This is a genomic window from Bradyrhizobium sp. 23AC, assembly GCF_054863025.1.
The window spans coordinates 1-19,416 of the sequence record NZ_JAVAYN010000024.1 but is presented as its reverse complement, the minus strand read 5'-3'; the positions used below and the strand labels follow the sequence as shown (position 1 = coordinate 19,416).

Below are 19,416 nucleotides of genomic sequence, written 5' to 3'. Positions count from 1 at the left end.
TTACGCAAGAGGCAGGTCCTGTTCAAGGAACTCAGTAGTCGTTGCCGCTGCGAACCGGGAGCTGACTGTCAGGGGCGAGGTCGCCAAACCGCGTGACCGAGGCTTCGAAGGCCAGGTCGACCGTGCCTGTCGGGCCGTGACGCTGCTTGCCGATGATGACCTCGGCCTTTCCGTGCGCAAGACTCATGTCAAGCTGCCACTTCTCGTGTTCAGGCGTGCCCGGGCGCGGCTCCTTCATCGCGAGGTAATATTCCTCGCGATACACGAACAGCACGACGTCGGCGTCCTGCTCGATCGAGCCGGATTCACGAAGGTCCGAGAGCTGCGGCCGCTTGTCGTCACGCGATTCGACCTGACGCGAGAGCTGCGACAGCGCGATCACGGGAACATTGAGTTCCTTCGCCAGCGCCTTCAGGCTGGTCGTGATCTCCGTGATTTCCTGCACGCGATTATCGCTGCGCTTGCCCGAGCCCGAGAGCAGCTGAATGTAGTCGATCACGAGCAGGTCGAGGCCCTTCTGCCGCTTCAGCCGGCGCGCGCGCGCCATCAGCTGCGCGATCGACAAGCCGCCGGTGGCGTCCACGTAGAAGGGCAGCGATTGCAGCTCGATCGAGACCTCCCGGATCTTTTCGAAATCGGCTTCCGAGATGCCGCCGCGGCGGATGTGGGAGGAGGGAACGCCGGTGCGCTCGGCCACGATACGGGTTGCGAGCTGGTCGGCCGACATTTCGCAGGAGAAGAAGCCGATCACGCCGCCATTGGCGGCCTTCGTGGTGCCGTCGGCCTGGAGTTCCGGCACATAGGCTTGCGCGACATTGTAGGCGATGTTGGTCGCCAACGATGTCTTGCCCATGCCGGGACGGCCCGCGACGATGATGAGGTCGGAGTGCTGCAGGCCGCCCATCTTGGTGTCGAGGTCGCGCATGCCCGTCGAGATGCCGGACAGCTTGCCGTCGCGCTGGAACGCCTTTGCAGCGAGATCGACCGCGACCGCGAGCGCCTGCGAGAATTTCTGAAATCCGCCGTCATAGCGGCCGGACTCGGCGAGTTCGTAGAGGCGGCGCTCGGCATCTTCGATCTGCGCCCGCGGCGCGAAATCGACCGGGGCGTCATAGGCGACATTGACCATGTCCTCACCGATGCCGATGAGGTCGCGACGCAGCGCCAGGTCATAGATGGTGCGGCCATAGTCCTGGGCATTGATGATGGTGGTCGCTTCGGCCGCGAGGCGCGCCAGATACTGCCCGATGGTCATACCGCCGACATCGGTGTCGGCGGGCAGGAACGTCTTCAGCGTCACGGGCGTGGCGATCTTGCCCATCCGGATCAGGCTGGCGGCGGTCTCGTAGATGGTCTGGTGCAGCGGCTCGAAATAATGCTTCGGCTCGAGGAAGTCGGAGACACGGTAGAACGCATCGTTGTTGACCAGGATCGCGCCCAGAAGGCTCTGTTCCGCTTCGATATTATGCGGCGCGCTCCGATAGGCGGGAGTTCCGGGCTCGGGTGCGAGTTTGAGGACGTTCGAATCAGTCAGGGCCATGGTCGGACGTGCTTAGCAATTTTCTTGGGCGGATGCGGGGCCGGGATAAAGCGCCGCCTCGGTGCAAAGCGGAAGCGAAAGCTGACCGCTATCAACCGCTCAGTTAAAATGGTGGATGATTAGCGCTCGCAGCATGCGTCGCGCTTGACGGATTTTTGCGGAACTCGCCCCGGCCTGGAAAGCGGCCGCGCCCGCACCATGGAAAAATCCTGAAACGATGAGCCTTATGCGTGAACCTTATGGATTGGCGCGCAGACGAATCCAGATGCGCGCGAAAAGACGCGCGCTGGCGGCTTTGGGCTCGCCTTCAGACCAGCAGGAGGTAGACCAGCGCAACCAGAGCCGCCCCGACGCCGGTAACGATCAGGGCGTAATCGGTGCGGAGGTCGTCCTGCACGTCGAATGAGGTTTGGGTCTCTTTGCTCATGGCGACGGTCTAGGCCAGGCCCGACCAGACTTATGTGAATTGGATCACATCTCCCCGGAATCTTTCGGGGGTAAGACGGGAACAGGCAGGCGGGGAGGGAATTGTCTCCCGCGATCCGTCAACAGGGAACGAGGCAGGCGATGCGGCCAGAACGGCAGCACCAGATTTGGCGGAGCGAGGCAGGTAGCCGGCTTTGGCTCTCGGGGCTGATTGCGGCCATGGAGCACGCGGAACGGCCGGAAATACGTCGCCAGCCTGTTGCCCCGGAAATCCTGGTCGCGCTGAGGGCGCAACTGGCGTTAACGGCCAGTTTCCGCTCCTCCCAGATTTCGACCCTGCGGCACTAGGATCTATTCACCAGACTAGGACCTATTCACCAGCCAATTTCAGCCTGGGCTTGCTCGCGCGTTCGCGAGCTCGCAGCCGGGCTTCTTCACGCGGCATGTAGTCGCGGGTGATCGGCACCACGCCCTGGCGCCGGGTGAGCTGGATCTGGAAGTTCATCATGGCCTGCTTGCGGAACGTCATCTCGCAGGCCGCCAGATAGAATTCCCACATCAGCGCGAAGCGCTCGTCGTAGAGCTGCACGGCCTCCTCGCGCCGCGCCATGAAACGTTCCCGCCAGGCCTTCAGAGTTTCCGCGTAATGCAGGCGCAGGATCTCGATATCGCAGACCAGGAGGCCGGCGCGCTCGATCGCCGGCAGCACCTCCGACAGCGCCGGGATGTAGCCGCCGGGGAAGATGTATTTGGCGATCCAGGGATTGGTCGAGTCCGGGCCCTGCGAACGGCCGATCGCGTGCAGCAGCATGATGCCGTTTTCGCTCAACAGCTCGGCGCAGCGTTGGAAGTAGGTGTCGTAGAAGCGGGCGCCGACATGCTCGAGCATGCCGACCGAGACGACGCGGTCGAACGGGCCTTCGATGTCGCGATAGTCCTGGAGCAGGAATCTGGCCGAGCCGGTCAGGCGCTTCTCGGCCGCGCGCGCATTGGCGAGCTGCAGCTGCTCGCTCGACAGCGTCACGCCGGTGACGTCGGCGCCGGCGATATCGGCGAGGTAGAGCCCGAGCCCGCCCCAGCCCGAGCCGATGTCGAGGACGCGCTGGCCGGGCCTGACCAACAGCTTTGCGGCGATGTGCCGTTTCTTGGCGAGTTGCGCGTCGTCGAGCGTCGCGTCCTGCGTCTCGAAATAGGCGCAGCTATATTGCTTGTCGGCGTCCAGGAAGAGCGAATAGAGCCGGGCATCGAGATCATAGTGATGCGCGACGTTGTGGCGGGAGCGCGAGCGCGGATTGAACTGCTTCAGATGCCGCGTCAGATAGCGCAGGCGCCACCAGGGTTTTGCCCACTGCGGCAATAGGTCGGGTTGATCGAGCAGGATCGCGAGGGCATCAGCTATGGTGCCGCGCTCGACGACGAACTCGCGGTCCATATAGGCCTCGCCAAGCCCGAGCTCGGGATTGACGAGGATCTTCCGCTCCGCCTCCGCGGTGACGAAGCGCACCGCGACCGGTTCGCCAGTGCCGTCGCCAACGGTGAACTTCGATCCGCTCGAGCCGGTCACCGTCATCGTGCCGCGGCGGATGAATTGAGACAGAAATCTACGCAACAAGAGGTCCATCGACACCTTCCTCTCGAGCGAACCCGAAGGGATGCGACTAACCCGGCCTTCACTTCTGACGCCCAGGTGACGCGGCGGTTCCTATGCGCTTGCATCCAAATTTAGGGAGGCAGGATCGGCTGCGCTAATGCGCTGAGTTCACAGCCGATATTCGCAAACCGCTTAATCACATCCTTGCGCGTGGTGCCTGCTTCCATTCGTGGCTCAATCGGATAAAAGGTGACCGCTGCCGCGCCGGACGCCGGCTGCAACTCTCGGAATTCAATGGAGATGATGGGAATGTCGAGCCGAGCGCTCAGCCTCGCGACGGTATTGCTTCTGATCGGCTTCGGCGCGGCCGATACCGCTTTTGCGCAGGTGACCAACCTCGAGGCCGGCAAAACCCCGTCCCAGCTTTTCGCGCAGACCTGCAATGCATGCCACAAGAGCCCGCGCGGACTTCTGAAATCCGTCGCGCCGGGCTCGCTGCCGGGCTTCCTGCGCCAGCACTACACCACGAGCTCGGACATGGCGGGCATCCTCGCCTCCTATCTCGTCTCCAACGGCGCCACCGATACCCGCTACCAGGCCAAGGACGGCAAGAAGGACGGCGCCAAGGAAAAGGACGCGAGCACCAATCCCGAACATCAGGGCCGCCGTCCGCGCCCCCAGGACGCGGTCAGGCCGGACGGCGAGGCTGCTGCTCCCGCAGCGGAAGGTGCACGCCAGAAGCGTGCCGCACGGCCGGCCGAAGAGGGCATGAAGCCCGAGGGACAGGCTGCGCCCGAGGGACGCAAGAGCAAGCGCCGCGCCAAGCCCGGCACCGAGGAGGTGCCGAAGGTCGATGCCGCGGCGCCAGCCACTGACGAGAAGAAGAGCGAGTCCAAGCCCGAAGCCAAGCCTGAGTCCAAGCCCGACACGGCCAAGGTCGAGCCCGGTCGCGACGAGGCCAAGCCCGACAGCGGCAAGGCGTCCGAGAAGCCTGTTGAGACCAAGCCTGACAGTGCCAAGGCCGAGCCCCGCGGCAGTGAAGCTCCGGCGCTGCGGCCCGATCCGGTCCCGGCGGTAACGCCGGCTGCTCCGGCTGCCGCGAAGCCTGCCGAGCCAGCCGCGCCCAAGCCGGCGGAAGAGGCTGCTCCCAAGCCGGCCGCGCCTGCGGCCAGCTCCGAACCGGCGGCCAGGCCGCAGCCGGCACCGCCCGCGACCGCTGCAGCGCCGCCTGCTGCGCCGGCCGAGTCCTCCGGTCCGCCAACGCCGCCCATCTCGCGCTAAGCCAGCGACGTTTTTGATCGACATGCGGAGGTCGCGTTCATCGCGGCCTCTGCATTGCATTGACCGCGCCTAGAGTATTGCTCTAGAGTAATACTCTAGGAGGCGTCCATGACGGCGAGCGTGCGGAACGACCTGTTGGCAGCCGGGCTGATCGTGTTCGACCGCGTCGGCTTCGAAGCCGCGACGGTGGCCGCGATCCGCACCCGGGCCCGCGCCTCCAATGGCAGCTTCTTTCACGCCTTCGGCTCGAAGAAGGAGCTCGCCGGTGCGCTGTTCCTGGAGGTCTTGCGGCACTATCACGCCGCGGTGCTGGCGGCGCTCGACCCCGTGCCCGATGCGGAGCAGGGCATCGACCGGCTGATCCGGGCCCATCTCGACTGGGTCGTGACCAGCCGGCGCGAGGCGCGCTACCTGTTCGAGATATCGCGAAGCGAGTGGGGTGAGGAGGTTCGCGACGCCCAGCGCGCGCAGAATGCGCGGCTCGCCGACGGCATCGAGCGCTGGCGCGCGCCGCTGGTCGCAAATGGCGAGCTCTTGGCGATGACGCCGGTGATGTTCGTGAGCCAGCTCATCGGCCCGGCGCAGATCTTCTGCCGCGCTTTCCTGTCGGGACGCGACCGCGCCGATCCGCGCGTCGAGGCCGACACGCTGATCGCCTGTGCCGGCCGTGCGCTGCGGCCGCCCGAACGCATCAACAAGACATAGGAGAGGCCTCATGAGCGCCGCAGCAGATCCCGAATTCGCCACTGTAGCCGAACGCATCCACGCCAATGTCGGCCGGCAAGGCTTCATGAACCTGGTCGGCGCCGAGCTTTCGGAATTGTCGCGCGGCACTTGCACGATCGCTGTGGATCGCCGGCCGGAGCTGCTGCAGCAGCACGGCTTCTTCCACGGCGGGGTTACCGCCTTCCTGGTCGACAACGCCACGACGATCGCAGCCGCGACCTCGCGCGGCCAGCCGGCCCTGACGGCGGAATACAAGCTCAATCTGTTGTCGCCCGCGGTCGGCGAGAAGCTGATCTGCCGTGCCCGCGTGATCAAGCCGGGCCGCCAGGTGTCGGTGGTCGCGGCCGACGTGTTCTGCGTCAGCGACGGTGTCGAGAAGCACACGGCGACGGCGCTGGCCTCGATCGCGATGTTGAGCGAGGACGTCGCCGCCAAAACGAAAAGCCCGGCCGCCTGAGGCGACCGGGCTTCGCTTCGCGTATGAATGCGAGGCTTACTTCTCTTCCGCGGCCGGTGCCGGCTCGGCTTCGTCGTGCTCGGCTTCCGGATCGAAGAACTCGCCGGCGGCGGCGATCGCCTCGGCGGCCGCGTCGCGGTCCTCATTGCGGGTCGAGATGTCCTCGCCGCGGTTGATGCGCTCGGCCTCGTCCTGGCTGCGCGCGACCGTCACGGTGATCTCGACCTCGACCTCGGGGTGGACGGCGACGGTGATCGCGTGCTTGCCGATGGTCTTGATCGGCGCGTCGAGCTGGATCTGCGGGCGGGCGAGGGAAACGCCATCGGCTTCGAACGCGATAACGATGTCACGCACGTTGACCGAGCCGAACAGCTGGCCGGCTTCGGAGGCCTGGCGGATCACGATGATGTTCTTGCCTTCGATCTTCTCGGCGACCTTGGAAGCTTCGCCCTTCGAGGCGAGGTTGCGGGCCTCGAGCTCGGCCTTCATGCCGTCATACTTGGCACGGTTGTCGGCCGTGGCGCGCAACGCCTTGCCGCGCTTGAGCAGGAAATTGCGGGCATAGCCGTCGCGAACCTTCACGACTTCGCCCATCTGACCGAGCTTGTTGACGCGTTCCAGCAAAATGACTTCCATATTCGTTCTCCTTTTGAAGTGCTCTGTAAGGTTTCGGTTTCGGGTTGAACTCAAGGGGTCGGCAGCGGCGGCGGTTGCCGGCTGCGCAGGAAGCGTTCGCGGAAGCCGAACACGGCATCCGCAAGGCCGAGGATCACCATCGCGATCACAGGCCATCCGAACACGACCACGACGGCGTAGGTCGAGCCGAGCCAGAACGTGCGGCTCTTCAGCGCCAGCGTGAGCGTATGCAGCACGGCAAAGCCGGTTACCGCATAGCCCATCATCAGCGCGGCCGCGGCGATCTGTGCGGCGATCGCGAGCAGCCCGCCGGTGAAGCAGAAGGCGAGCGCGATGCAGAGCGCCACCAGCGTCATCGGCGGGAGCTCCGCCGTCTTCATGTCCGGCCACGGGCGGCGCAGCCGGCCCGACGTCGCCGTGATCTTGGCGCTGAGCCAAAGGTTGAGGGTCAGCGTCATCATCGCGATGATGGTGGCCCCGGCCGGTGCGATCCGCACCATCGCGTCGACGAACTGACCGGCTTCGCCGGAGCTTTGCGGGTCGGTGGCCCGGAGCAGGCGCATCAGGCCGCGCCGCAGCGTGCCGATGATGGTCTCGGCGTCGGTCCCGAGCGTGAGCAGGGCGGCGATCGTGGTCAACGTGGCGAAGCCCGCGAGCCACAGCAGGATGCGGCCGACCGGATACCATTCGAGCTCAGGTTCGGCGGGCGCGGCGGCGTCAGGCGCGACATGTCCCACGGCAACCTTTCCCACAGGACGGCTGAGCAGGACGAGATGGCCGAGCCACCACGCCGGCAGCGCGACGGTGACGGCGAATGCGATGCAATAGGGCAGGCCGAACAGGGCACCGAGGCCGATCGCAGCAGCGATGCCGCCGAGGCTTGCGCAAAGCGGTCCCCAGCCGATCGCGGCGACCATCAGCGGCAGCGGTGCGAGATAGAACAGGACGAGCGAGATCAGCGCGCCCGAAATGATCGAAGCGAACATCAGGGCCGACGCAGCGCCGGCGATCAAGGCTATCAGCACAAAGGCCATCATCAGCTGTCCCGCTCCCTTCGAGCGGTTAGAGGCATCTCGCCCCAACCATCGGCGACCGGACGACCCGGAAGCCTTATGAAATTAAAGAGTTTAGCCGGCGGCGATGTCGCCGCCGGCTAAATTCGTATCAGCGAATGACGTAGGGCAACAGGCCCAGGAACCGCGCGCGCTTGATGGCGCGGGCGAGCTCACGCTGCTTCTTCGCGGACACCGCGGTGATGCGGCTCGGCACGATCTTGCCGCGCTCGGAGACGTAACGCATCAGCAGCTTGGAGTCCTTGTAGTCGATCTTGGGAGCATTGGCGCCCGTGAACGGGCAGCTCTTGCGACGACGGAAAAATGGGCGGCGTGCACCAGCTTCAGCCATTGTTCTTACTCCCCGTCCGTCGTGGTGGTGGTTTCAGCTTCTTCGCGCGGACGGCGTGGGCCGCGGTCACCGCGGAAGCCGCCACCGTCACGATCGCCACCACGGAAACCACCCTCGCGGTCGCCACGGAAGCCACCGCCTTCGCGGTCGCCACGGAAGCCGCCGCCACGGTCGTCGCGCTCGCGGTCACGGTCGGCCTTGCGCATCATCGCGGACGGGCCTTCCTCGAGCTCCTCGACGCGGACGCTGAGATAGCGGATCACGTCTTCGCTGATGCGCTCCTGGCGCTCGATCTCGGCGATCGCCGCGGACGGCGCGTCGATGTTGAGCAGCACGAAGTGCGCCTTGCGGTTCTTGTTCATGCGGTAGGTGAGGGAGCGTATGCCCCAATTCTCGGTCTTGGTGACCTTGCCGCCGAGACCCTCGACGATGCCGGTCATCTGCGCAGTCAGTTCTTCGACCTGCTGCGTGCTCGCGTCCTGACGCGCAAGAAAAACATGCTCATAAAGAGCCATGGTGGTCCTTTCCTCATGTTGGCGCATCGCCCGGCGTCAAGCCCTTAAGAGGCCTTCGGAAAGGACTCTGGGATTAAGCTCAGAAGGCGGAAGCACGGGACGACGGGCCGACTGGCCCTGCCACACCAAAATCACGAATGACTTGCTGAGACCGTCCGTTCAGCTCCCGGCCGGGGTCTGCGGATGCGCGCCTTATACGGATTTTGGCTGACTTGGCAAGGTTGAAGACCTCGTTTTCGGCCAGACGGAGCTGACAGGGGGCCTTCAAACCACCCTCCCGTACCAGCTTGACCTATTTGTTTGTATATCATACAAATAATGAGGTCGGGAGGTGCTGATGACGGGTGAATCGGTCCAGGCTCCATTTGAGGCGTCCGCGGGCGATCCGAAGCATGCCGCGCGGGCCACACGGTCGGCGGGGCGCAAGATGCGCTCGCTGCTGCTGGATGCGGCAAGCCCGCTGTTCCGGGAGCGGGGGCTGTCGGGCACAGCGATCACCGACATCGCCGCCGCAGCGGACGCATTCCCGAGCCAGATCACCTACTACTTCCGCACCAAGGAGGCGCTGTTCGTCGAATGCGCCTGCCGCGAGCTGCTGTATCTGGCGCGTGCGACCGAGCAGGCGGCGCTGAAGGCGCGCACGCCACGGGACTACACGCATGCGCTGGCGGAGACCGTGACGGCGAGCGATTCAGTGGCTTTCTTCGCCGAGGCGCTGACATTGACGCGGCGCCGCCAGGATCTTGCGCCGCTCGTCGAGCGCACGATCGAGCGCCTGCACGGCGAAGGCGCGCGCGCCTATGCGAGCCAGGTGGCGCGGCACGGCTGGCGCTCGCTGCGCGCGCCGGACGAAAGCTCGCGGCGGTTCTGGGCCGTCGCCATCGGCGTCATTCTCGAAGGCTACGCCATGGGCCGTTCGTCCGAGGCGCTCTGCGCCGAGATGCTGCGCGTGCTCGGCGAGCAGGCGAAATCCGATGACACGGCGCGCCTGCGTCTCGTCGAGGGGCGCGAGGCATCAAGCAATTCGAACGAGGAAGGCTAGGCCATGACCGCGCTTCGCATGCGTGCCCGCGATTTCCTGACCGATGACCAGCTCGCCGATGTCCGAGAGCGTGTGACCTGGAAAGGTGTTGCGCTGATCGCGCACGCCTGGGCGCTGATCATTGGCGCGATCGCATTGGTCGCCTGGTGGCCCAATCCGGTCACTTATGTCCTCGCCGTCGCAATCATCGGCTCGCGCCAGCTGGGCCTCGCGATCCTGATGCATGATGGCGCGCATGGCTGCCTGTCCGCCGACGAGAAAACCAATCTGGCCCTGAGCCAGTGGCTCTGTGCCTATCCGCTGTTTGCGGAGACGCGCAGCTACCGGCGTTACCACCTGCAGCACCATGCGCGCACGCAGCAGGAGGATGATCCCGATCTCGTGCTGTCGGCGCCGTTTCCGATTACAAAGCTGAGCTATCGTCGCAAGTTCATTCGCGACATCACCGGACAGACCGGCTACCAGCAGCGCAAGGCGCAGCTGCTCAATGCGCTAGGGCCGAAGGACTGGCCGTGGCGGCAGCGTCTGGCGCATTTCTGGGACAAGCTCGGCCCGCAATGCCTCCTCAACGCCGCGATGTTCGCAGCGCTCGCGGCGGCCGGCGTATGGTGGGCCTATCCGCTGCTCTGGCTGGTGCCGCTTCTGACCTGGATGATGGTCATCACCCGCATCCGTAACATTGCAGAGCATGCCGTCGTCCCCGACAGCAGCGATCCCCTGCGCAACACCCGCACCACGCATGCCAATGTTCTCGAGCGCCTGTTCATCGCGCCGTACTACGTCAATTATCACCTCGAGCATCATCTGCTGTTCTACGTGCCCTGTTACAATCTGCCGAAGGTCCATCGCCTGCTGAGCGAGAGCCGGCACGCCGGCCGCATGGAGGTGCAGCCGAACTACGCGGCGGTGTTGCGGCTTGCGACAGCAAAGCCTGACAGGGAGGATCGGCCGGGGCAGTTGGCGAGCAGCGCGCGCCGTGCGCAGGCCGGAGCGGAGGTCGATGCCAACCAGACCGCCGGTGGGTTTTGAGGGGGCGCATCCCCAGTTGAGTGCTGCTCGAAGTTCCCATCTCGGCTTGACAGTCCGGCCCCGGACAGTGTCTACGGCCCCCTTTGGAGCACGATCCGGAACCATGGCCTAACGCCGTGCGTAATCGGCTGCCGGTTCTCGCGGGGATCGTGTCCGACAAGCAGGGAGCGCCGATGACGGCTGCATTCACATTTCCTGGGCAGGGTTCCCAGGCGGTCGGCATGGGCAAGGCCCTGGCCGATGCCTTTCCGGTGGCGCGCGCCGTGTTCGACGAGGTCGACGCCGCGCTGGGGGAGAAGCTGACGGCGATCATCTGGGACGGTCCGGCCGAAACCCTCCAGCTCACCGAAAACGCCCAGCCGGCGCTGATGGCGGTGTCTGTCGCCACCCTGCGCGTGCTGGAGGCGGAGGCGGGATTTTCCGTGGGACGAGATGCGGCCTTCGTCGCCGGCCACTCGCTCGGTGAATATTCGGCGCTGGCTGCGGCCAGCAGCCTGACGGTCTCGGATACGGCCCGCCTGCTTCGCACCCGCGGTCTCGCAATGCAAAAAGCCGTTCCGGTCGGCGCCGGCGCGATGGCCGCGCTGCTCGGCCTCGACTATGAGACCGCCATGGAGGTCGCCAAGGAGGCGGCGCAGGGGCAGGTCTGCCAGGCCGCCAACGACAATGGCGGCGGGCAGGTTGTCGTCTCGGGCGACAAGGCCGCGGTCGATCGCGCCGTCGAGATCGCCAAGACCAAGGGCGCCAAGCGCGCGATGCTGCTGCCGGTGTCCGCCCCGTTCCATTGCAAGCTGATGCAGCCCGCTGCCGACGCCATGGCCGAAGCGCTGTCGAAGGTCACGATCAAGGCCCCCGCTTCGCCGCTGGTGTCGAACGTGCTGGCGAGCGCCATCACCGATCCCGACGAGATTCGTCGCCGCCTGGTCGAGCAGGTCACCGGCACCGTGCGCTGGCGCGAGTCGGTTGCCTATATGGCAGGGCAGGGCGTCACGCGGTTCTTCGAGATCGGCGCCGGCAAGGTGCTGTCCGGTCTCGTCAAGCGCATCGCGGACGGCGCCGTCGGCGTTTCAGTCGGTGGCCCGAACGACATTGCCGCCGCCAAGGATGCATTGGCCGCTGCCAAGCAGGGCTAAAGCGCGATGATTTCTCGTCGCGCTTGAGTTTTTCAGTTTACGCACGATCTTTCGGAAAACCGCTGCGCACTTTTCCGGATCGTGCTTTGGAGGAGTTTTCGATGTTCGATCTGACTGGCAAAAAGGCGCTCGTCACCGGCGCGACCGGCGGTATCGGCGGCGCGATCGCGCAGGCGCTGCACGCGCAGGGCGCGACCGTTGCGATATCAGGAACGCGCAAGGAGGTGCTGGACGAGCTTGCCGGCAAGCTCGGCGAGCGCACCCATGTGCTGCCCTGCAATCTCTCCAAGGCCGACGAGGTCGAGGCGCTGGTGCCCGCTGCGGAAGCGGCAATGGGCCAGCTCGACATCCTCATCGCCAATGCCGGCATCACCCGCGACAATCTCTTCGTGCAGCTCCGTGACGAGGATTGGGAGGAGGTCATTAACGTCAATCTGACCGCGACCTTCCGCCTGGCACGCGCCGCCACCAAGCTGATGATGCGCAAGCGCTTCGGCCGCATCATCGCCATCACGTCGGTGGTCGGCGTCACCGGCAATCCCGGGCAGGGCAATTACACGGCCTCGAAAGCGGGCCTGATCGGCATGATCAAGACGCTGGGGGCCGAATACGCCAAGCGCGGCGTCACCGCCAACTGCATCGCACCGGGCTTCATCAAGACGCCGATGACCGATGCGCTCAACGACAAGCAGCGCGAAACGATTCTGACCAAGGTTCCGGCCGCCCGCCTGGGGACGCCCGAGGATATCGCGGCGGCCGCCGTCTACCTGAGTTCGAACGAAGCAGCCTACGTCACCGGCCAGACCATTCACGTCAACGGCGGCATGGCCATGATCTGAAGCGCTCGTTCCGCACTGCCCACATGGGCTGTGCGGATGCGGCAAACGGCCGTTTCCGGAGGGAAATGAGGCTTATAGTCAAGGCAGTTGAAGTATGATAACCGGACGCTCAACGGATGGGCAAAGAACGCCATTGCAGGTTTTTGAAACCCTGTATATTGGCGATGCGGAGCCTTGGCCGTCGTTCGCCGGGCCCTGTATCGGTTAGGATGGGGCCAAATCAAAGTTCGTAAGCGAAGGCAAGTAACACGACCACGACGGCTCGTATCGTCCCGGGGGGTCGGGTCTACAGGGAACAACACGAGGTTATGCAATGAGTGACATTGGCGAACGGGTTAAGAAGATCGTGGTCGAACACCTTGGTGTTGAACCCGAGAAGGTTGTCGACGCCGCGAGCTTCATCGACGACCTCGGCGCCGACAGTCTGGACACCGTCGAGCTGGTGATGGCGTTCGAAGAAGAATTCGGTTGCGAGATTCCGGACGACGCTGCGGAAACGATTCTCACTGTCGGCGACGCCACGAAGTTTCTCGAGAAGAACGCGAAGAGCTAAGGCTCTTCATTTTCGCGGGGACAACATTGAAACCGGACGGGCCGCTTCCCAGCGGTCAGCCGGTTTCTTGTTATTGGCCGTGAATCTTTCGATGCGGAGTTTTCGGATATGAGGCGGGTTGTCGTCACTGGTCTCGGCATGGTGTCGCCTCTCGGCTGCGGCGTCGAGCCGACCTGGAAGCGCATCCTCAACGGCGAGAGCGGTGCGCGCAAGATCGAGAGCTTCGATGTCTCCGATCTTCAGACCAAATACGCCTGCACGGTCGTGCGCGGCGACGGCGCCAACGACACCTTCAATCCCGACAAGTGGATGGAGCCGAAGGACCAGCGCAAGGTCGACGACTTCATCATCTTCGGCATGGCCGCCGCCGGCCAGGCGCTCGACGACGCCAACTGGCATCCCGAGACCGAAGAGGACAAATGCGCGACCGGCACCATGATCGGATCGGGCATCGGCGGCCTCAACGGCATTGCCGAGACCGCGATCCTGCTCAAGGAGCGCGGACCGCGCCGGGTGTCGCCGTTCTTCATTCCGGGCCGTCTGATCAATCTGGCTTCCGGCTACGTCTCGATCGCGCACGGACTGAAGGGACCGAACCATTCGGTGGTCACGGCCTGCTCGACCGGCGCACACGCCGTCGGCGATGCCGCCCGCCTGATCGCGCTGGGCGATGCCGACGTGATGGTCGCTGGCGGCGCGGAATCGCCGATCAGCCGGATCGGCATTGCCGGTTTCAACGCCGCGCGCGCGCTCTCGACCGGTTTCAACGACACACCCGAGAAAGCCTCGCGTCCCTATGACAAGGACCGCGACGGTTTTGTGATGGGCGAGGGCGCCGGCGTCCTGGTGCTGGAAGAGCTCGAGCACGCCAGGCGCCGTGGCGCCAAGATCTATGCCGAGGTGATCGGCTACGGTCTTTCGGGTGATGCCTATCACATTACCTCGCCGTCGCCCGACGGCGATGGCGGCTTCCGCAGCATGTCGGCCGCGCTCAAGCGCGCCGGCCTGACCGCCTCCGATCTCGATTACATCAACGCGCACGGCACCTCGACGCCGCTCGGCGACGAGATCGAGCTCGGCGCCGTCGAGCGTCTGCTCGGCAATGCCGCCTCCAAGGTTGCGATGTCCTCGACCAAGTCGTCGACGGGTCATCTCCTCGGTGCGGCCGGTGCGATCGAGGCGATCTTCGCCATTCTCGCGATTCGCGATAATGTCGTGCCGCCGACGATCAACCTCGACAATCCGTCGGTGGAGACTGTGATCGATCTCGTGCCGCATAAGGCGAAGAAGCGAGAGGTCAACGTCGCCTTGTCGAACTCGTTTGGTTTTGGCGGTACCAATGCGTCGGTGATCGTCCGGCGCCTGGCCAGTTAGTTTAAGTTTGAGACGAATCCACCGTTTTGCCGTATTCGGCGATAGTCATGGAAGTGGGCGCGTGCATTTGGCAGGGCAAGCGATTGTCGGGCCGCGATTGAACCGGCAGGATTCAGGTTGTTTCGATGAGTGAAAGGCCGCCCATTTCGCCCCGGAGTCCGCGGGCAGCGCTCGAGCCCGAGCAGGTCCCGCCGCCGCCGAAGCGATCGGACCGTGCGCGCAATCCTTTCGTGGTCGTCGGCAACGCCATCATCACCCTTCTGCTGATCGCCATGCTCGGCGCCGGCGGCGTCTATTATTACGGCCGGCAAGTGCTCGAGGCGCCCGGGCCGCTCAAGGATGACAAGATCGTCAACATCCCCCAGCGTGCGGGCAAGCGCGACATTGCCGAGACGCTGAACCGGGAAGGCGTGACCGACATCAACCCGTGGGTGTTCATCGCCAGCGTTGCCGCGTTGAAGGCGAGCTCGGACCTCAAGCCGGGTGAATATTCGTTCCAGAAGAACGCATCGCTCCGCGACGTCATCGCCACCATCGTCGAGGGCAAGGTGGTGCAGCACGCCGTGACGATTCCGGAGGGCCTGACCTCCGAGCAGATCGTGGCGCGCCTGTCCGACAACGACATCTTCACCGGCAGCGTGCGCGAGTTGCCGCGCGAGGGCACGCTGCTGCCGGAGACCTACAAATTCCCGCGCGGCACCCCGCGCGAGCAGGTGGTCCAGCGCATGCAGCAGGCGCACAAGCGCGTGCTCGCCGAGATCTGGGAGCGCCGCAATCAGGACATTCCGGTCAAGTCGCCGGAGCAGCTGGTGACGCTCGCCTCGATCGTCGAAAAAGAAACCGGCAAGCCGGACGAGCGCAGCCGCGTCGCCGCGGTGTTCACCAACCGGCTGAAGCAGCGGATCAAGCTGCAGTCCGATCCGACCATCATCTATGGCCTCGTCGGCGGCAAGGGCACGCTGGGCCGCCCGATCAAGCGCAGCGAGATCACGCAGCCTTCGCCCTACAACACCTATGTGATCGAGGGCCTGCCGCCGGGTCCGATCGCCAACCCCGGCCGCGCCTCGCTGGAGGCCGCCGCCAATCCGGCTCGCACCCGCGACCTCTTCTTCGTCGCCGACGGCACCGGCGGGCACGCCTTTACCGAGACTTACGACGCCCATCAGAAGAACGTCGCCAAGCTCCGCGCGATGGAAAAGCAAATCCAGAACGACACGGTGGAGCCGGCCGAGGATGCGGCGCCGCCCGCCGCCGTCGCGCCCGGGGCTGCCGATACGCCGACGGCGACGACGCCGGCCCGGCCCAACCAACAGAAAAAGCCGCCTGCGGCGCGCCCCGCCGCTCCGGCACCGGCGCGGCAGGGCGCGGTGCAGCCCTCGCCGCCGGTGGTCCAGCGCTAGGCGCGTTGCAGACCTGCTTGCCGGCTTTGCGGATTCCACTTTCCTGCAAAATAGTCTTAAGATTCGCGTGGCTTGATGCCTCGCGAATCCCGTGTTTCCGGAGAAATTGACCTGATGGCGCTGTCGTCGATGACCGGCTTTGCGAGATGCCACGGCGCAAGCGGGCCGTACACATTCGAATGGGAATTGAAGTCGGTCAACGCCAAGGGCTTTGACCTCAGGGTGCGGCTGCCGCAAGGGTTCGACGAGCTCGAGGCCCACGCCAAGAAACGCGCCGGCGAGCTTTTGTCGCGCGGCACCGTCTACGCCAATCTCACCGTCAAGCGCGCCAACGCCGCGGCCACCGTTCGCGTCAACGAGGACGTGCTCAACGCCGTGCTCAAGGCCGCCGCCGTCATCGCCGGCAAGGTCGATGCGGTGGCCCCGAGCATCGACGGCCTGCTCGCCATCAAGGGCGTCGTCGAGGTCGCCGAGCCCGAGGGCGACGAGGAAGAGGATAAGGCCGCGCGTATCGCCGCCGCCGAGGCCTTCGACAAGGCGCTCGCCGATCTCGTCGAGATGCGCAAGCGCGAGGGCACTTCGCTCGGGCAGATCCTGACCCAGCGGGTCGACGAGGTCGAGCAACTGGCGAAGAGGGCGGAAGCCGCGCCCGGCCGCAAGCCGGAGGCGATCAAGGCGAGGCTCGCCGAGCAGATCGCGAGCCTGCTCGACACCTCCGACCGCTTCGATTCCGACCGCCTGATGCAGGAGGCGATCCTGATCGCCACCCGGGCCGACATTCGCGAGGAGCTCGACCGCATCGCTTCCCACATCGCGCAGGCGCGTGAGCTGATCGGCAAGGGTGGCCCGATCGGCCGCAAGCTCGACTTCCTGGCGCAGGAGTTTCACCGCGAGGTCAACACCTGCTGCTCGAAGTCGAACGACATCGAGCTGACCAATACGGGCCTCGCCATGAAGAACGTGGTCGAGCAGTTCCGCGAGCAGGTCCAGAATCTGGAGTGATCGATGACGAGCGGCGGTCACGGAACTGACGGTGTCGAGCGGCGCGGATTGATGTTCGTGCTGTCCTCGCCCTCGGGCGCGGGCAAGACGACGCTGTCGCGTCTTTTGATCGACCGCATGTCCGGCTTGAAAATGTCGGTGTCCGCGACCACGCGGCCGATGCGGCCGGGCGAGGTCAACGGCAAGGACTATACGTTCGTCGACAAGGCCACGTTCGAGGCGATGGTGAAGGCCGACGAGCTGCTGGAATGGGCGACGGTGTTCGACAACAGCTACGGCACGCCGCGTGGCCCCGTCGAGGCGGCGCTGTCAGCCGGGCAGGACGTGTTGTTCGACATCGACTGGCAGGGCACGCAGCAATTGAAGCACAAGGCCCGTGAAGACGTCGTCAGCGTCTTCATCCTGCCGCCCTCGGCCGGCGATCTCGAAAAACGCCTGCATTCGCGCGCGCAGGATTCTGACGAGGTCATCCGCAAGCGCATGAGCCGGGCCAGCCACGAGATGAGCCACTGGGCCGAGTACGACTACATCGTGATCAATCACGACGTCGACGAGGCCTTTGCCGAGGTGCAGTCGATCCTGAAGGCCGAGCGCCTCAAGCGCGAGCGGCGGATTGGCCTCGTTGGTTTCGTACGAGCTCTGCAAGCTCAGCTTCAGGGCTAGGCTGCGGCAGCCGCGGCCCCTGCTTCGCCAGCCGTTCCAGCATCGCGGTGATCACGTCGACGTCGACGGCATCCCCGGCCTGCGCATCCACCTGCGCATCTTCATGGCGATCGACGGGCTCTTCGTCGGCCGTATCTTTGATCGCGAGCCGGGGCGCCGATGCCTCGATCTCGAACTTTCCGTTGAAGATGTCGGCCTTGTCGAGCTCGGCGGCCTTGTTGCGAATGGACGCGGATTGCGCCGCGATCCTGCCGATCTCCTTGGTGAAGGCGGCGATTTGCGCGGTCTGCGGCGGCCGAACTTCATCGAAGTCGACGGGGCCCTGCTGTGCGCGCGGCGTGACGGCCGGCTCCGCACCGAGCCAGGGCGCGCGGCTTACGTCATGGTCCTGCGGCGCCCAATCGTCCCAATGTCCGCGGCGGTCGGCGGCCTGGACGCGGAGGCGTCCGCCGGCGAAGCGGTAGATGACGCTGGCGAGGATGCCGGCGAGCGCCAGCGCGCCGCCGATCACGAGCAGCAGCATCTGCACCGAGCCGGCCGGCTTGTCGGCGGTGCCGTCTGCCCCGGCCAGGGCCATCGGCGCGGGAGGCTTTGCCGGCTTCGCGCCCGCCGGCGCGGTGGCCGCAACGGGGGCCGGCGGCGGTGCGGGCGCGGCGGAGGCAGGGGAGGCTTCGGGCCAGCGCGCGGTCACAGCCGGCTGCTGCGCGTTGGTCGCAGGCGCGCCGCTTGGCGGCTGCTGGGCGACCGGCGGCGCATTAGCTGCGGCGGGCGCGGGCGCGCTCATGTTCGGCATGCCTGGTGCGGCACTCGTCTGCGGAGCGGTGTATTCGGCGCGCGCGTTCTGCATCGCTTGCGGCGCGGCCGAATCCGCCTCGGGCGCGTCGGTCGTCGCCTGCGCGGTCTGGGAGGATTTGCCGCCTGCGGCGCGCAGATACCAGCATTGCCGCTTGGTCGTGCGGTCGAGACGATAGTACCAGTGCTGCCCCTGCGGCGCGGCGCCCTTCGGCGAGGCGAGGCAGTCGGCGGCCGCGTTGGCTGTGCTCGATGGCGCCGGCGCGTTCTGCGACACGGCGGCCAGTGGCGCGCCGGCAATGATGCTGCCGACTAGCGCGGATACGAATTTTGCGGTGCGGTTGCCCATCCTGGTCTCCCGGTTACGCATGACGCAACTCTTAACCAGCCCTTTGTCATCAAAGACTTGGGTGGCAATGAGCCGCAAATCCGGAGAGGATGTGGCTTGAATTGGGCTTGCGGCGCGTTCGTTCCGCCGCGAGATCAGGCATTTCCTTGGGCGTTACTGCTTCGCTGAGCTCCAGGTTCCGCCGCAACCATCGGAGCGCCGCCAGGTTCCGGAACCGCTGCGGGCGCCGAGACGGCCGGAGCCGGTGAAGGTCACGCCGTCGCCTTGACCGACTGTGCTGACCGAGCCGCTCGGGCTGACGGTGCCAGTGACGGGGCGAAAAGTGCGTGAGAGAGGGGGCGGTGCAGACCGGGCGGTGGAGGGGGCACTCGTGTCCCGGACGCGCTGCAGCGTTCTTACGCTGCTGCGCAGAGCCGGGCCCCAGCGCCGCCCCGCGCACCGCTGCAACATGGGCCCCGGCTCTGCAGCGCACCGCTGAAGAAGCGCTGCGCTGCGTCCGGGGCACGAGAGCGGGAATCTGGCGCACAGCTGCATCAAACTCGTCATTGCGAGCGTAGCGACTTGTCCGCCGAAGCCTTGGCGAAGGCGGAAGCAATCCAGAGTCTTTCCGCGACGGGATTCTGGATTGCTTCGTCGCAAGAGCTCCTCGCAATGACGGAGCAAG

The 19,416-nt window shown here is 65.5% G+C and carries 19 protein-coding genes; 12 read left to right on the top strand and 7 right to left on the bottom strand.

From position 1 onward, the window contains the following. Nucleotides 1–31 precede the first annotated feature (31 nt). Together RAD10_RS35845 and RAD10_RS35840 are read right to left on the bottom strand one after the other, a co-directional pair. Nucleotides 32–1,540 carry a replicative DNA helicase gene (locus tag RAD10_RS35845; RefSeq protein WP_091954885.1) on the bottom strand — a complete coding sequence of 503 codons (1,509 nt, stop codon included), beginning with the start codon at nucleotides 1,538–1,540 and terminating at the stop codon, nucleotides 32–34. A 796-nt stretch (nucleotides 1,541–2,336) separates the two neighbouring features. Next, nucleotides 2,337–3,587, bottom strand: coding sequence for a class I SAM-dependent methyltransferase (locus tag RAD10_RS35840; protein WP_461621128.1), 1,251 nt, complete (start codon nucleotides 3,585–3,587; stop codon nucleotides 2,337–2,339). Between the two features lie 279 nt (nucleotides 3,588–3,866). Between RAD10_RS35840 and RAD10_RS35835 the strand changes: the two genes are divergently transcribed. The 3 genes from RAD10_RS35835 to RAD10_RS35825 all read left to right on the top strand — a co-directional run bounded on the left by RAD10_RS35835 (nucleotide 3,867) and on the right by RAD10_RS35825 (nucleotide 6,021). Next, nucleotides 3,867–4,838 carry a hypothetical protein gene (locus RAD10_RS35835; protein WP_461621127.1) on the top strand — a complete coding sequence of 324 codons (972 nt, stop codon included), beginning with the start codon at nucleotides 3,867–3,869 and terminating at the stop codon, nucleotides 4,836–4,838. A gap of 108 nt (nucleotides 4,839–4,946) precedes the next feature. Beyond that, entirely contained in the window at nucleotides 4,947–5,543 is a 597-nt protein-coding gene (locus RAD10_RS35830; protein ID WP_461621126.1) for a TetR/AcrR family transcriptional regulator, read from the top strand. Nucleotides 5,544–5,553: 10 nt separating this feature from the next. After that, on the top strand, nucleotides 5,554–6,021 hold the full coding sequence (locus RAD10_RS35825) for a PaaI family thioesterase (RefSeq protein ID WP_461621125.1): 468 nt from the start codon (nucleotides 5,554–5,556) through the stop codon (nucleotides 6,019–6,021). A gap of 36 nt (nucleotides 6,022–6,057) precedes the next feature. Here the strand turns inward: RAD10_RS35825 and rplI are convergent, their stop codons facing one another. The 4 genes from rplI to rpsF all read right to left on the bottom strand — a co-directional run bounded on the left by rplI (nucleotide 6,058) and on the right by rpsF (nucleotide 8,576). After that, a complete protein-coding gene (rplI, locus tag RAD10_RS35820; RefSeq protein ID WP_461621124.1) occupies nucleotides 6,058–6,657 on the bottom strand; it encodes a 50S ribosomal protein L9 in 600 nt (199 codons plus the stop codon). Nucleotides 6,658–6,707: 50 nt separating this feature from the next. Next, nucleotides 6,708–7,694, bottom strand: a complete 987-nt coding sequence (locus RAD10_RS35815) for a hypothetical protein (protein WP_461621123.1) — start codon at nucleotides 7,692–7,694, stop codon at nucleotides 6,708–6,710. Between the two features lie 127 nt (nucleotides 7,695–7,821). Continuing rightward, nucleotides 7,822–8,061, bottom strand: coding sequence for a 30S ribosomal protein S18 (rpsR, locus tag RAD10_RS35810; protein ID WP_007592020.1), 240 nt, complete (start codon nucleotides 8,059–8,061; stop codon nucleotides 7,822–7,824). A gap of 5 nt (nucleotides 8,062–8,066) precedes the next feature. Further along, nucleotides 8,067–8,576, bottom strand: coding sequence for a 30S ribosomal protein S6 (gene rpsF, locus RAD10_RS35805; protein ID WP_461621122.1), 510 nt, complete (start codon nucleotides 8,574–8,576; stop codon nucleotides 8,067–8,069). 337 nt (nucleotides 8,577–8,913) lie between these two features. Here rpsF and RAD10_RS35800 point away from each other — a divergent pair, with 337 nt between their 5' ends. The 9 genes from RAD10_RS35800 (at nucleotide 8,914) to gmk (ending at nucleotide 17,611) form a co-directional block, all read left to right on the top strand. Beyond that, nucleotides 8,914–9,618, top strand: coding sequence for a TetR/AcrR family transcriptional regulator C-terminal domain-containing protein (locus RAD10_RS35800; RefSeq protein WP_461621121.1), 705 nt, complete (start codon nucleotides 8,914–8,916; stop codon nucleotides 9,616–9,618). Nucleotides 9,619–9,621: 3 nt separating this feature from the next. Further along, on the top strand, nucleotides 9,622–10,647 hold the full coding sequence (locus RAD10_RS35795; protein ID WP_461621120.1) for a fatty acid desaturase family protein: 1,026 nt from the start codon (nucleotides 9,622–9,624) through the stop codon (nucleotides 10,645–10,647). Between the two features lie 173 nt (nucleotides 10,648–10,820). Beyond that, the gene (fabD, locus tag RAD10_RS35790; protein WP_461621119.1) at nucleotides 10,821–11,780 is read left to right on the top strand and encodes an ACP S-malonyltransferase; all 960 of its coding nucleotides are present in this window, start codon (nucleotides 10,821–10,823) and stop codon (nucleotides 11,778–11,780) included. A gap of 101 nt (nucleotides 11,781–11,881) precedes the next feature. Further along, complete coding sequence (fabG, locus tag RAD10_RS35785) at nucleotides 11,882–12,619, top strand: 3-oxoacyl-[acyl-carrier-protein] reductase (RefSeq protein ID WP_461621118.1); 738 nt, start codon at nucleotides 11,882–11,884, stop codon at nucleotides 12,617–12,619. 313 nt (nucleotides 12,620–12,932) lie between these two features. Beyond that, nucleotides 12,933–13,172 (top strand): acyl carrier protein, encoded by a 240-nt coding sequence (locus tag RAD10_RS35780; RefSeq protein WP_008130699.1) that lies wholly within the window; start codon nucleotides 12,933–12,935, stop codon nucleotides 13,170–13,172. Nucleotides 13,173–13,280: 108 nt separating this feature from the next. Then, a complete protein-coding gene (fabF, locus tag RAD10_RS35775) occupies nucleotides 13,281–14,546 on the top strand; it encodes a beta-ketoacyl-ACP synthase II (RefSeq protein WP_461621117.1) in 1,266 nt (421 codons plus the stop codon). A gap of 125 nt (nucleotides 14,547–14,671) precedes the next feature. After that, complete coding sequence (gene mltG, locus RAD10_RS35770) at nucleotides 14,672–15,946, top strand: endolytic transglycosylase MltG (RefSeq protein WP_461621116.1); 1,275 nt, start codon at nucleotides 14,672–14,674, stop codon at nucleotides 15,944–15,946. A 114-nt stretch (nucleotides 15,947–16,060) separates the two neighbouring features. Continuing rightward, complete coding sequence (locus tag RAD10_RS35765; RefSeq protein WP_461621115.1) at nucleotides 16,061–16,948, top strand: YicC/YloC family endoribonuclease; 888 nt, start codon at nucleotides 16,061–16,063, stop codon at nucleotides 16,946–16,948. 3 nt (nucleotides 16,949–16,951) lie between these two features. Further along, a complete protein-coding gene (gene gmk, locus RAD10_RS35760) occupies nucleotides 16,952–17,611 on the top strand; it encodes a guanylate kinase (protein WP_091954920.1) in 660 nt (219 codons plus the stop codon). Here gmk and RAD10_RS35755 read toward each other — a convergent pair. Beyond that, nucleotides 17,544–18,773, bottom strand: coding sequence for a hypothetical protein (locus RAD10_RS35755; RefSeq protein WP_461621114.1), 1,230 nt, complete (start codon nucleotides 18,771–18,773; stop codon nucleotides 17,544–17,546). The two genes, gmk and RAD10_RS35755, sit on opposite strands and share 68 nt — an antisense overlap. Nucleotides 18,774–19,416: the final 643 nt, after the last annotated feature.